Genomic DNA, 14,842 nt, shown 5'->3' with positions numbered 1-14,842 from the left:
CAACTTCCATTAAATTCTACATATATGAAAAAGATACTAATACTAACCACCCTTTCCATTGTATTGATTGCTTGTAATTCCTCCGAAAAAAACCAATCATTCGAAGCCATTATTGCTTCTAAAGATGTGAAAGCAATAACCGCAAAAAAAGCCGAACTCCAATTACAGCTTACGCAAATCGATGAAGCATTAGCTACTTTGGATGTAAACAAAGAAGTAGAAGCATTGGTTACTGCCGTAAAATTGAAAGACACCACTTTCAACCACTATCTTGAGATACAAGGGAATATCAACACCAATGAAAATGTATTGATACAACCCGAATTTCCAGGAAACTTAGTGGAATTAAATGTAAAAGCAGGTCAAAAAGTAAGCAAAGGACAAGTTTTGGGACGCACCGATGATGGAGGTATGAGTCAACAATTGGCCAGTGCCGAAAACCAATATGCATTGGCAAAAACCACTTTTGAACGCCAAAAAAACCTGTGGAATCAAAAAATTGGTTCTGAAATTCAATATCTACAGGCACAAACCCAAATGATTTCAGCTCAAAAAGCAGTGGCGCAAATCAAAGCACAAATTGCAAAAACAGTAATTAAAGCACCATTTTCTGGAACTATTGACGAACTTTTTGTTGAAAAAGGAGAAGTCGTTTCTGCCAGCCCGCAAGGATTAATGCGAATTGTGAATCTTGGAAATATGTATGTTTCAACTTCTATTCCAGAAACGTATATCGGAAAACTAAAAATTGGTACTGAAGTAGATGTGTACTTATCTTCATTGGGTAAAACCTACAAAGGAAAAGTACGTCAAATAGGGAATTTCATCAATCCCAACAATAGAAGTTTCGGAATCGAAGTTAGTGTTCCCAATCCCGATAATTTATTACGCCCGAACCAGGTTGCTAAACTGAAAGTGATTGATTATGTGAGCAAAAATGCAGTAGTTGTCCCCACCAATGTGATTCAGCAGGATGCCACGAAAAACAGTTTTGTGTATACTGTAGATAACTCAACCGGAAAAACAGGTATTGCAAAAAAAGTGATTGTTAAAACTGGTCAGTCTTCAGACAATGTAACCGAGATTTTAAGCGGTTTAGATGCTGATGCCATAATAGTTACCGAAGGCATGAATACCATTTCGGATGGAATGAAATTGAATTTTTAAAAAAAGTTTAGGGAGGTTTATGAGTTTAAAAAGGTTTAGAAAAGAGACCTGTAAACTCATTAAGCAACTTTAAACTAAATTAAACCAAAAACATATGAGTCATCAAAGTAAAGAATTCGGAATATCAAGTTGGGCTGTCGAAAATCGCGTGACAGTATATATCTTGACTTTATTGATTGTAATCACTGGAGTCATTGCCTACGTTACGATGCCTAGAGAGGATTTTCCGGAAATTATAGAAAACAAAATTTACATCTCCTCAGTTTTCCCTGGAAACTCAGCCGAGGACGTAGAGAAATTAATTGTTAAACCACTTGAGAAGGAAATCAAAAATATCAGCGGCGTAGATAAAATTACGTCCAGTTCCTTTCAAGATTATGGAATGATAATCGTTGAGTTTGAAGACAAAATCACCATAGAAATTGCCAAATCACGAATTAAGGATAAAGTAGATATCGTAAAAGCAGATACTGATTGGCCTAATCTTGACAATGGAAGTAAAGTGGAGCCGAGTGTATTTGATTTGAACATTTCGGAGGAAGTGCCAATTCTAAACATTAATTTACAAGGAAACTACACCACTCAACAACTTAAAAAATATGGAGAATTGCTTCAAGACGATATTGAGGAAGTTCCTGAAGTAAAAAAAGTAGATATTTTGGGTGTTGATGACAAAGAAGTGGAAATTGCCGTTGACATTTTCAAAATGACGGCTGCCCAAGTATCTTTTGATGACATTCAAAATGCGGTGAAATATGAAAATATGACGCTTTCTGGAGGGAATTTAATTTCTCAAGGATCCAGAAACAACATCCGAATTGTGGGTGAAATCAAAGACCCAAAAGAATTGGAAGACATCATCGTAAAACACAATGGAGGAACGGTTTACCTGAAAGACATTGCAGTAGTGAGTTTCAAAGAAAAAGAAAAAACCACTTATGCCCGTGAGAAAGGAACCGAAGTTGTCATGTTGAGCGTAAAGAAACGTTCCAACCAAAACATGATTTCGGCTATTGAACAAGTAAAAGAGAGAATAGAAAAAGCCAAAGAATCGTATTTGCCATCCAATCTAAAAATTGAATTAACAAACGATCAATCATCTCGTGTAGAACACCAAGTTGACGAATTGTCCAACCACATCATCTTCGGGATTGTTCTGGTAATGATCGTGTTGATGTTTACCATGGGACTTAGAAACTCTTTGTTTGTGGGAGCTGCTATTCCATTATCTATGCTAATGGCATTTAGTATATTATCGGCATTTGGATTAACACTAAACACTATGGTGCTTTTCGGTTTGGTTATGGGACTGGGAATGCTGGTGGACGACGGTATTGTGGTGGTCGATAACGTATTTGCTAACATGAAAAAAGGGCTGCCTCGAGTCGAAGCTTCCAAAATAGGAATTGGTGAAATTGCTTGGCCGGTAATCTCTTCTACTGCTACGACCTTGATGGCGTTCTTGCCTTTTGCCTTATGGCCTGGAACAATGGGTAAATTCATGAAATATTTCCCAATGACCTTGACTGTTACACTTACTGCTTCTTTATTTGTAGCTATGGTTGTCAATGCGGCTATGACAGGAGGATCTATGGATATTGAGGACAAAAATGTGACCAAAAAATCAGCAAAAACATACTCAATCATTTTTACAATTATAGCGGTTATTTTTGTTCTTCTAGGTAATATTTATGATTCTAAATTGGCAAAAGCAATTGGTCATTTGGCTATCATTTCCCTTGGTTTGATGTGGTTGTACAAATTAAAATTGTACCAATGGACACAAGATTTCCAGCACAGCTTTTTCCCGAGAATGGAAGACAAATACAAAACCTTTTTGGCCAAAATTTTAACCAAAAAAAGAGCTTGGTATGCTCTGATCGGAATTATCGGAATGCTATTTTTCTCTTTCATCCTTTTGGGAATATTCCCTAGAAAAGTATTGTTTTTCCCAGACAATATCCCGAATCAGGTAATCGCCTACATCGAATACCCACAAGGAACCGATATTGAAAAAACCAATAAGGCTACCCTATTTGTTGAAAAACAGATTATTTCTATTTTGAACAAATACGTAGATCCAAAAACAAACAAAAACTTTTTGGCCGAATCAATCGTGTCGCAAGTCGGTGTTGGTGCCGGAAATCCAAACGTAGATGCGGGATCGGCTTCCGAAACTCCTTTCAAAGGGAAAGTGACAGTGAATTTCTCCGAATTTAAATTCAGAAGAGGAATCAACACCGCCGATATCCTTGAAGAAATCAGAGGCAAAGTAAAAGCAATCGCCGGAGCTACAGTAACGGTTGAAAAAGATGCCAATGGACCACCAGCAGGTTACCCAATCAGTATTCAGCTGACAGGTATTGACTATGAGGAAATGCTGAAAGAAGCAGACAAGATGATCACTTTTATCAATACTAAAAATATTCCTGGAATCGAAAGATTGAGCATTGATGTCAACAAAGAAAGTCCGGAACTTGAGGTAAAAGTGGATCGTGTAAGCGCAGGAAGTCTAGGTGTTTCAACAGGGCAATTGGGGTTCAATTTGCGTCGTTCCGTATATGGACAGGAAATTTCGACCTACAAAGAAGGTGATGATGATTACAACATCACTATGCGTATGCAGGATGACCAACGCAAGAACGAAAACGTATTGTTCAATCAATCCCTAACATTCCGAAACCAGAACAATGGGCAAATGATGCAAGTGCCTATTTCTGCGGTTTCCGAAACAGAAAAAACGACCACGTACAACCAAATCAAAAGGAAAAACCAAAAACGTATCATGACGGTTTATTCCAACGTCCTGACTGGTTACAATGCTGATGAAATCACCAAACAAATTGCAGCTGATTTAAAAGGATACGAATTACCAAAAACAGTTACCTATTCCTTCTCGGGGGTACAGGAAGAGCAAGACAAAAACCAAAGTTTCTTGATGTATGCGCTGTTTTTAGCCATGGCTGGAATCACCATTATTATCGTGCTTCAATTCAACTCGGTTTCAAAAACAATTGTAATCCTGTTCACGGTAATCCTGAGTTTCAGTGGGGTGTTTTACGGTTATGTGATTGCGAATATGGATTTTGTGATCTTGATGACCATGATGGGAATCATTTCGCTGGCAGGTATTGTGGTGAAAAATGGAATTGTATTAATGGACTTTTTTGTTTTATTATTGGACAAAAAAGTGGCCGATAATAATCTCGGAAGTCACGATGATCTGACTATCGAAGAAATCAAAGAAGTAATTATCGAATCTGGTAAATCAAGGCTGCGTCCTGTATTGCTAACCGCTTTGACGGCAGTATTGGGATTAATCCCACTGGCTATTGGACTGAATTTTGACTTCTTCTCTTTGATAACCGACTTGAATCCACACATCTTTATGGGAGGAGACAACGTTGTTTTCTGGGGCCCATTGGCTTGGACGATCATCTTTGGATTGACTTATGCCACAGTTTTGACTTTGGTAATGGTTCCTGTAATGTTCTATTTGGTGAAAAGAACTAAATATTGGTTACGAGATCGAAGAAAAGCTCAAACCGCAACGGAAGAATAAATTAATATAACTCAATATAAAAAACCATACCGCTCTATAATACGAGAACGGTATGGTTTTTTTGCTTTAAAAAGCAGTTAAAATTTTGTAATATTCTATGAATTATAGGAAATAGAGTCATTCACGAGGGCTTAAAAAGATTAAAAAAACTAAAATGTATTTTTTTAGGGTCTTTTATTGCACCTTTACCTCGTTTTACTTAATAATTTACAAAAAAGTCGTTAGTTCAGCGCTGATATCCAAATAGCCTATCTTGTTTGTTTTCTTTGCAAATCAAATTTAGAGGTTTTAATCAATCCTCACTACATTAATGTTTTCTTATGACATCAAGTTCAAAATGGAAAGAGCTAGTTCAAAAGTATTTATTCCTTTATAAAGACGGTTTTTTTGAGTTGCCTTATATTTCAAATTCACCCATGGCAATGGTTGAAAGTCTTAAAAATACACCTGTAAACGGACACAAAATTTTACAGAATGCTGTTGCTACTAATAATAGGTTTTGTAGTGGGATAATGCGTTACCGAGAGCTTGACGAAGGTCTTTGGCTTTTGGCAACCAATATCAAGGTTGAGAGAAATATTATTGCCAAAGCAATTTATAACGAAGATGTAGCAAGCGATTATTATTTTTTGACATTTTCTATCTTCGAATATGAATTCCCTTTTAAAAATCCCAACTCAGAAAAAAATGTGGCTTTGTTAAGTACCTGCTGGACTTTTTACAAACCCAATACCGAGGTGGCTACTTATTTTTACAAAGGAACCACTGGTAAATTCTATAATTTTGTTTTTAATAAAAAATGGGCTGATGAAAACATATTCTCAGGCAAAGGTTTGAAAAAAGGAATTATAGATGATTTTCTGTCAACTGAGACAGGATTTTTTACATGGCTTGATATTGCACCCAAAGCACATGGTTTAGCCAAGGAAATTTCTCAAATTATAGAAAACGAAAATAGTGGCCTTTTTAACACAACAGATGTGAAAAAGCACAGTTTGAAATTAATTAATACATTTTTCAAACATTCTTTTGATAAGGATCAGATTAAAAAAAATAACAGTTTATCCAATTCCGATTATTATAAGATTGCCAAAGCTGAGAAGATAATTTTGAGCAATTTACATCTTCCATTTGTGGGACTAGAAAGTATTGCAATAGAAGTTGGTATGTCATCAACAAAGTTAAAATCTGATTTCAAAAGTGTATTCGGGTTTTCACTTCTGCAATATCATAAAGAAAAAAATCTGCTGTTAGCCATGCAGCTACTCCAGAAAACAGATATCCAAATACAAGTCATTGCCGCGGTAACAGGTTTTGAAAGTCCCAGTAGGTTTACTGCCAGCTTTAAAAAACGCTTCAAAGCCATGCCTTCGGAATTTAAGGTTCAGCATTCCGATTTTTTACGTAATCATTAGATTATTGCTATTGAACATTAGCCAAAAATGAAAACCCCGATCACACAGTAGAGCAATCGGGGTTTTTTTATTTTTTATGGTTGTCCCTTCAATTTTATCTTTTTTTTAAATTAAAAAGAGAAGCATATTGTTTAAAAAAGGCAAGTATTTACAGTCAATACAGTTATTTTCAATTGCATGCAAACAAAAATAAAAATGTCCGAATTGACTATTTTGTTGATTTTTTAACATTTATGTTTGTCCCAACCTACTAATGATCTAAAAAAAATTCTGCAATACTATTGGATAATTTTCAATATCCAATAAAGTCCCTGTCCTGGGTCAATCATTGCCGCACTTAAACAACTTGATTTTAGTTAGGGAAATTATATTTTTTTAACCTAAAAAAGTGCGTATGAAACATCCTTTACTTTTATTTTCACTTCTACTATTTCAGTTTTGTACTTACGGGCAGAATCTCCATCATCAAATGCTATCCATTCAAGGCACAAGTGTAACCTTGCCAAACGGAATGTATGTAAGTCAAACTGTTGGTCAACAAAGTCCCATAGGAACTTATTCTAAAGACGGGACAGTTTATGGCCAAGGTTTCCAGCAAGGTTTGTGGGGAAAGTACATTAGCAGCAATAACATCAATTCCACGAATCAAATTACGACCCTAACTTATCCAAATCCATTTGTTTCCACGATAAACTTTCAATTTTCGGAACCAATCACGGATCTTATATCGATTAGAGTTTTTGACATCAGTGGTAGATTGATTCTTAATCAAACACAAAGAACTGACTCCAACCTTCTTACGGTCGACATGTCCCGATTGGCAGAAAGCAATTATCTGGTGCAATTATCGGCACCTAATTTTACCTATTATACCCAAATCCTTAGAAAAAAATGAGAAAACTAATACTCTTATTTGTGCTTGCGTGTTCTTTCCAGAAAATGCATTCACAGCAAATTTATTTGAAGACCGGAAGAAATTACACCGATTTCAATTACAAAAGTGACGCAGGTTCCAATACCAATTTGCAGGCCGGAACTGGTTCTTTTTATGAAGTGGGATATTCAATCCTATTAAAACAGGGATCTCTTAAATACAACATAGGTTTAAGCCTTAATCAATATAACGCCATTGAAAGCACTTCGTCCAATTCGTATTCCTGGAATACCGAATATGCCGGAATTGAAAATTCATTAACCTACTCTTTTGTGAAAACAAAAGGTTTTGAATTAGGGGTTAATGGAGGTTTGGGCATTGCCACCATTGTTTATGGCAAACAGCAAATCAATGGCGCTTATCTTGATTTAATGTCACAAAAGGAATTTTCCGGGCTGCTTTTGAGTCCAAAAGCGGGATTGCAGGCTTCCTATAATGTCAATAAGGATGTGTTTTTTAGCTTGGGCTACTACTTTTCAAAAGGGTTTAATGTTACCAATTCAACAGATGAAAAATTATCATTCAATACGCACCAAATACAATTGGGCATCCATATCCAAATGAATCAAAGTGGCGGCGCGCACACTAAGACAGTGGTGGCGGCTCCAGAACCAGTTGCAGTTGTTCCGGCAGAAACTCCTGCTCCTGCTCCAGTTGCAGTTGTTGCTCCCGAAGTTATCGATGTTGAGGGAACAAACAAAAAAGTGAATGAAATGCTGAACAAATATGCAGTTAATTTTGATCTTAATAAAGATGTATTGTCTAAGGAAGCTCAAGAAAATATTGACAAAAACATCTCTACAATGAATCAATTTCAAGTAGTTAAGATAACCATTACCGGATATTGTGATGATAGCGGACCGGCTGAATTCAACAATATGCTTTCTAAAAAAAGAGCTGAGTCAGTGAAAAATTATTTAGTTTCAAAAGGATTGCCTGCTGAAAGATTTGAAGCAATTGGTTTAGGGATTATCCCAAACACTACACCTTGGAGTAGAGCTCAAAACAGAAGAGTTGTTTTCTCTGTGCTTTTGACGGAAGAAGCCATTGGGGAAGTAAAAAACCAATAAACTTTAAGTACCATTCTTAGTATAGGATCAAAACAATTAACTTTTTACATGATGTAATCGCCATGATTCCAAATCATAAATAATTATGAAAAATGGCGATACCATATACCACTAAAAAACAATAAATACCTCCATATGAAAAAAATATACTCCTTTTTTCTGGTACTCTTAAGTACTTTTATTTATTCCCAGACCAACGGCATAACTTATCAGGCTATCATTCTTAATCCGAACGGTGAAAAAATCCCTGGATACAACAATCAAAGAGCTCCTTTGGCCAACAAAAAAATCTGTCTTCAATTTAGCATAATTGATGCTTCTGAGAATACTATTTACCAAGAAACCGTCAATTCAACTACAGATGAATTCGGAATGGTAAATACCTTAATTGGAAGAGGAACCAAAATAGGTGGTTATGCCGCCAATTTCAATGAGACTTTACTGGTTGTGGACAACAAACATTTGAAGGTTGGTTTAAATACGGATGGTTCTTGTTCTAATTTTACAGAAATAAGCAACCAGGAACTCGGATCAGTTCCTTTTGCAATCTCTGCTGTAAATGCTGAAAATGTTACTGGCGTAGTAGACATACTAAATGGAGGAACTAATGCTACTACAGTTGTTGGAGCCAAGACAAATTTAGGTTTAGAAAAGGTGGACAACACCAGTGATGCAGACAAACAAATTAGTACGTTAACTCAGTCTGCTTTAAATGCAATCACTACTAACCTAACCACAGAAACAAATGACAGAACGACTGCCTTAAATGCAATCGCTACTAACCTGACCACAGAAACAAACGACAGAACGACTGCTTTAAATGCAATCGCTGCTGTCCTGACCACAGAAACAAACAACAGAGCGACTGCTGTTGGTACTTTGACCACCAATTTGAATGCAGAAACCACTCGTGCCACTACTGCTGAAAATGCAATCGCAGCTGGCCTGACTGCAGAAACCAGCAACAGAACGACTGCTGATGGTACTTTGACTAGTAATTTGGCTGCAGAAGTTACTCGTGCTACGGCTGCTGAAACAACAAAAGAAGATGTAGCTAATAAAAGCACTGATACAACTTTTACTACTGCAACAGACACCAATTACCCTTCACAGTTAGCTGTAAAAACCTATGTGGATGCAACCGCTACTACAGCCGTCGCTGCCTTGACCGCAGAAACCACTCGCGCTACGGCTGCCGAAAGTGCAATCGCTGCTAACTTGACCACAGAAACAAACAATAGAACGGCTGCTGATGCTATTTTGACTACCAATTTGACTGCAGAAACCACTCGTGCCACAGCTGCCGAAAGTGCAATTGCTGCTAACTTGACCACAGAAAGAAATGACAGAACGACTGCTGATGCTACTTTGACTACCAATTTGACCGCAGAAGCCACTCGCGCTACGACTGCCGAAAGTGCAATCGCTGCTAACCTGACAACAGAAACCAACAACAGAACGACTGCAGATGCTACTTTGACTAGTAATTTGGCTACAGAAGTTACTCGTGCTACGGCTGCTGAAGCAACAAAAGAAGATGTAGCTAATAAAAGCACTGATGCAACTTTTACTTCTGCAACAGATACCAAATATCCTTCTCAGTTGGCTGTAAAAACCTATGTAAATAGTCTAAATACTGTAAATGCCAATTTAACAGGAGACGTTACTTCCATTGGCAATGCAACTACAATTGGAGCGGGAATTATAACAACTCCGAAGATTGCAGACTCAAACGTTACAACGAACAAGATTGCGGATGCAAACGTAACTACAGTTAAAATCGCAGATGCGAATGTAACTACAGCAAAAATTGCCGATGCAAACGTAACCACTGCTAAAATCGCAGATGCGAGTGTTACTGATGCGAAAATAGTAACCATCAGTACAGCCGGAAAAGTATTGAATACAGCTACAACTGCAACTGCTGCCAACACAGCAAGCGCTATTGTTGCAAGAGACGGAAGCGGTAATTTTACTGCAGGAACCATTACGGCAAACTTAACTGGTAATGCAACCACAGTAACCACCAATGCCAATCTTACTGGACCTGTAACAAGTACTGGTAATGCGACAGCTATAGCAAACGGAGCGATCACTAATGCGATGTTAGCAAATACTGCAGTAGCCAATTTGTCGGGTACGAATACTGGTGATAATGCAGCAAACTCATCAACTACCTATATTGGAACAACCGCTCTAGCCTTAAACCGCGCATCAGCAGCACAGGTATTAACGGGAATAACAAGTATTGATGGCACTGCAGCTAACGTAACCGGAGTAGTTTTAGGTGCCAATGGAGGAACAGGAATTGCCAATACTGGAAAAACTATCACTTTAGGGGGTAACCTTGTAACTGTCGGTAATTATGCCACTACGCTAACATCAACTGCTGCTACAACTGTTACTTTGCCTACGACAGGAACATTGGCTACTTTGGATGGCGTTGAAACGTTAACCAATAAAACATTAACAGCGCCGAATTTAGGAACTCCTACTACGCTGATAGGAACTAATATAACTGGAACTGCAGCAGGTTTAACAGCAGGGAAAGTAACTACCAATGCCAATCTTACCGGACCTGTAACAAGTACTGGTAATGCGACAGCTATAGCAAACGGAGCGATCACTAATGCGATGTTAGCAAATACTGCAGTAGCCAATTTGTCGGGTACAAATACTGGTGATAATGCAGCAAACTCATCAACTACCTATATTGGAACAACCGCTCTAGCCTTAAACCGCGCATCAGCAGCACAGGCATTAACCGGAATATCGAGTATTGATGGAACTGCAACTAACGTAACCGGAATAGTAGCTATTGAAAATGGAGGTACGGGATCGGATACACAAAATTTTGTCGATTTGACAACTGACCAACCTATTATTGCTGGGGCTAAAAAATTTAGTTCTGATTTAACTGTAAATTCAGTGAACGTAGGACTTGGCAAGGGTAACATTCCAACTAATACCGCAGTAGGAAAAGATGCTCTTATTACAAACACCACGGGTTTTAGTAATACAGCCAATGGAATGGAGGCTCTTAATAAAAACAGTCAAGGTTCTAATAATACAGCCAATGGATCTGCCGCCCTTTATAGAAACACTTCTGGTAATGGTAATACAGCCATTGGATATGGTGCTCTTTTTGGAAACACCCTCGGTAATGGTAATACAGCCATTGGATTGTATACTCTTATGAATAACATTAACGGTAATAATAACACCACTATGGGTTACCAAGCCAATGTTTATGCAAGCTATCAAGTTAATTCTACCGCCATTGGTGCTAATGCCATTGTCGCTGCATCAAACACAATTCAATTAGGGGATACTGCAGTTACCGATGTAAAGACCAGTGGAACAGTAACAGCCAATGCTTATAAAACTCCTACTGGTACAGCAGCGCAAATATTAGCGGCTAATGGCTCTGTTATCACAGCGGGTAGCAATATTACTATAGCGGGAGGTGTAATTTCTACAACTGCAACCCCTGCCAATACAGCAAGCACTATTGTTGCAAGAGATGCAAGCGGTAATTTTTCTGCAGGTACCATTACGGCAGCCTTAGCAGGAAATGTAACAGGTACTGCAACTAACGTAACAGGAATAGTTTTAGGTGCCAATGGAGGAACAGGGGTTGCCAATACCGGAAAAACAATCACTTTAGGGGGTAACCTTGCAACTGTAGGTAATTTTGGCACTACGCTAAGATCAACCGCTGTTACAGATGTTACTTTGCCAGCAACAGGTACATTGGCTACATTAGCTGGTACTGAAACGTTTTTCAAAAAAACAATTGCGGTTGATGGGCCAAATCCAAATATCATAACGGGATTGACAAATGCAAATCTTTCCGGTACTGCTGGAATAACAGATGCGAATCTGGCAACCATTAGTACAGCCGGAAAAGTATTAAATTCAGCTACAACTGCAACCGCTGCCAATACAGCAAGCGCTATTGTCGCAAGAGACGGAAGCGGTAATTTTACTGCAGGAACCATTACGGCAAACTTAACTGGTAATGCAACCACAGTAACCACCAATGCCAATCTTACAGGAGCAATAACAAGTTCTGGCAACACGACATCAGTAGCTTCACAAACAGGGACGGGCACTAAGTTTGTCATGGATACTTCACCAACCTTGGTAACACCGGTTTTGGGTGCAGCAACCGCAACTACTGTGAACGGAACAGTGATACCTTCCTCTAAAACATTGGTGGTCACCACGGATAAATTAAATGTATTGGCGTCGACAACATCAACAGAATTAGCGGGTGTTATTTCAGATGAAACAGGAAGCGGTGCAGTTGTTTTTGCCTCTTCTCCAACATTTACCGGAACAGTTTCAGGAATCAATGCAACGATGGTAGGTTTAAGCAATGTAGACAATACCAGCGATCTCAATAAACCAGTTTCAACAGCTACTCAAACAGCGTTAGATTTAAAAGCAAACTTGGCTTCTCCAACATTTACCGGAACAGTTTCATTTAATGCCGATATAACTGTAAATACAGTGACTGTAGGGCTTGGCAACGGAATCGACAATTCAGATAATACCGCGGTAGGAAACGCTGCTCTTATTGCAAACACCACAGGTTCGTATAATACAGCCATTGGAGCGAAGACTCTTAGTGCAATCAACCAAGGTTCGTGGAATACAGCCATTGGAGCGAAGGCTCTTAGTGCAAACGACGAAGGTTATGATAATGTAGCCAATGGATATTACGCTCTTGGTACAAACACTAAAGGCTGGGAAAATACAGCCAATGGAGCGAGGGCTCTTAGTCTAAACAACAGAGGTAATCAAAATACAGCCAATGGAGCGGGAGCTCTACAAACAAATGGTAGTGGTAATAATAATACAGCCAATGGATATCGTGCTCTTTACGCAAACTCGGATGGTTATAACAACACTGCTATTGGCCACCAAGCCGATGTTGCTATAAGCTATTTACACAATGCTACCGCAATTGGTGCCAATGCCATTGTCGATGCAGATAACACAATTCAATTAGGGGATACTGCTATTACTGATGTAAAAACCAGCGGAACAGTAACCGCAGGAGACGTTACCTACCCGAAAACTACAGGTACTTCAGGCCAAGTACTTACTTCAAATGGAACTGACGGAATTTTATCCTGGACTACACCTTCTAGTAGCGGCTTAACTGTTGGGGCTATTGGAGCGCCAAGTTCCAATGGAGCGACCATTATTACGGGAGTTTTGAGCTTGACACCGGCGGATGCTTCTAATGGAGGTATCGTTACCACAGGAGTTCAAATCTTTGAGGGAGCAAAAACATTTAATAAGGATTTAATTGTGAATACAGTTACTGTAGGACGTGGCAATGGAACCAACAATTCTAAAAATACCGCGGTAGGAAACGGTGCTCTTGGAGCAAACACCACAGGTTCGGAGAATACAGCCACTGGATATAACACTCTTAAGGCAAACACCGCAGGTTCTCGTAATACAGCTAATGGGTACTCGGCTCTTTATTCAAACACCACAGGTAATAATAATACAGTCAATGGAGTGCAGGTTCTTTATTCAAACACCACAGGTGCAGACAATACAGCCAATGGAGGGCAGGCTCTCTATTCAAACACCTCAGGTTCGGGGAATACAGCCAATGGTTCGCAGGATCTCTATTCAAACACCATAGGTAATAATAATACAGCTAATGGAACGCAGGCTCTTTTATCAAACACCACAGGTTCGGGGAATACAGCCAATGGAATGCAGGCTCTTTTATCAAACACCATAGGTTGGGAAAATACAGCCAATGGTATGTCGGCTCTATATTCAAACACTACTGGTGGTCATAATACAGCCAATGGAAATTTCGCTCTTTTTACAAACACCACAGGTTATGGTAATACAGCCAATGGAGTATATACTCTTAATGCAAACGCCACAGGTAGTAATAATACAGCCAATGGATGGGGGGCTCTTCAATATAACGTCTCTGGTAGTAATAATACAGCTATTGGCTTCCAAGCCGATGTTGCCTCAGGCGACCTAGAAAATGCTACCGCAATTGGTGCTAATGCCCGTGTCTATGATTCAAACACAATTCAATTAGGGGATACTTTTATTACAACTTTATTTTGTAGTGTACCATTAATTAGCACTTCGGATAGAAGATTAAAATCGAACATTGTTAATTCTGAATTGGGTTTAAATTTCATCAAAACACTACGTCCTGTTTCTTACTTCCGTAACAATGATGCTTCAAAGAAAACGGAATATGGCTTTATCGCTCAGGAGTTGGAAGAATCGCTTAACAAAGCGGGAGCAGTCAATAACGGGATCATCCACATAGATGATAAAGGAATGTACAGTGTACGTTACAACGACTTGTTTTCGCCAATAGTAAAAGCGATGCAGGAACAGCAAACGCTTATTGAAAACCAAGCCAGTACTATTGAAAAGCTGGAAAAAGAATCACAATCTCAAAACGAATTAATTAAAAACTTAAGCGAGAGATTGAATAAGCTTGAGGCGAAACAATAAAACCCAATACGTTTTTATATCGAATTTAAGCTTTTACCACTGTTGTAAAGCAGTCGTTTTCTAAAGGCGTTCGCAAAGCCAAACTTATTTGAGCTTTGCCTTGCCAAACAAAAAACACGAAAGTAATTTATGAATGCCTTCAGAGTTGTCTCTGAAGGCATTTTGTGTTTATGCG

General features: G+C 38.6%; 6 protein-coding genes. All 6 read left to right on the top strand.

Annotated elements, in window-relative coordinates; all coding sequences use genetic code 11:
* The first annotated feature begins 24 nt into the window (after positions 1-24).
* The 6 genes from J2W95_RS09975 (at position 25) to J2W95_RS09950 (ending at position 14,667) form a co-directional block, all read left to right on the top strand.
* Positions 25-1,167 carry an efflux RND transporter periplasmic adaptor subunit gene (locus tag J2W95_RS09975; protein WP_310006501.1) on the top strand — a complete coding sequence of 381 codons (1,143 nt, stop codon included), beginning with the start codon at positions 25-27 and terminating at the stop codon, positions 1,165-1,167.
* Positions 1,168-1,261: 94 nt separating this feature from the next.
* On the top strand, positions 1,262-4,729 hold the full coding sequence (locus tag J2W95_RS09970; RefSeq protein WP_310006499.1) for an efflux RND transporter permease subunit: 3,468 nt from the start codon (positions 1,262-1,264) through the stop codon (positions 4,727-4,729).
* 320 nt (positions 4,730-5,049) lie between these two features.
* Positions 5,050-6,144 (top strand): helix-turn-helix domain-containing protein, encoded by a 1,095-nt coding sequence (locus J2W95_RS09965; protein WP_310006497.1) that lies wholly within the window; start codon positions 5,050-5,052, stop codon positions 6,142-6,144.
* 394 nt (positions 6,145-6,538) lie between these two features.
* The gene (locus J2W95_RS09960; protein WP_310006495.1) at positions 6,539-7,039 is read left to right on the top strand and encodes a T9SS type A sorting domain-containing protein; all 501 of its coding nucleotides are present in this window, start codon (positions 6,539-6,541) and stop codon (positions 7,037-7,039) included.
* Positions 7,036-8,148 (top strand): OmpA family protein, encoded by a 1,113-nt coding sequence (locus J2W95_RS09955; RefSeq protein WP_310006493.1) that lies wholly within the window; start codon positions 7,036-7,038, stop codon positions 8,146-8,148. The genes J2W95_RS09960 and J2W95_RS09955 overlap by 4 nt, the downstream gene beginning before the upstream one ends.
* A gap of 135 nt (positions 8,149-8,283) precedes the next feature.
* Positions 8,284-14,667: a tail fiber domain-containing protein gene (locus J2W95_RS09950; RefSeq protein WP_310006491.1), complete on the top strand. Its 6,384-nt coding sequence runs from the start codon at positions 8,284-8,286 to the stop codon at positions 14,665-14,667.
* The last annotated feature ends 175 nt before the right edge of the window (positions 14,668-14,842 follow it).

This window comes from Flavobacterium granuli, assembly GCF_031456055.1.
GTDB classification, from domain to species: Bacteria; Bacteroidota; Bacteroidia; order Flavobacteriales; family Flavobacteriaceae; genus Flavobacterium; species Flavobacterium granuli_A.
This window is presented reverse-complemented; position numbering and strand designations above follow the sequence as displayed.

What these genes read in the sequence shown, in the direction of transcription:
- J2W95_RS09975 (WP_310006501.1), top strand. Translation starts at nt 25, where the DNA reads ATGAAAAAGATACTAATACTAACCACCCTTTCCATTGTATTGATTGCT.
- J2W95_RS09970 (WP_310006499.1), top strand. Translation starts at nt 1,262, where the DNA reads ATGAGTCATCAAAGTAAAGAATTCGGAATATCAAGTTGGGCTGTCGAA.
- J2W95_RS09965 (WP_310006497.1), top strand. Translation starts at nt 5,050, where the DNA reads ATGACATCAAGTTCAAAATGGAAAGAGCTAGTTCAAAAGTATTTATTC.
- J2W95_RS09960 (WP_310006495.1), top strand. Translation starts at nt 6,539, where the DNA reads ATGAAACATCCTTTACTTTTATTTTCACTTCTACTATTTCAGTTTTGT.
- J2W95_RS09955 (WP_310006493.1), top strand. Translation starts at nt 7,036, where the DNA reads ATGAGAAAACTAATACTCTTATTTGTGCTTGCGTGTTCTTTCCAGAAA.
- J2W95_RS09950 (WP_310006491.1), top strand. Translation starts at nt 8,284, where the DNA reads ATGAAAAAAATATACTCCTTTTTTCTGGTACTCTTAAGTACTTTTATT.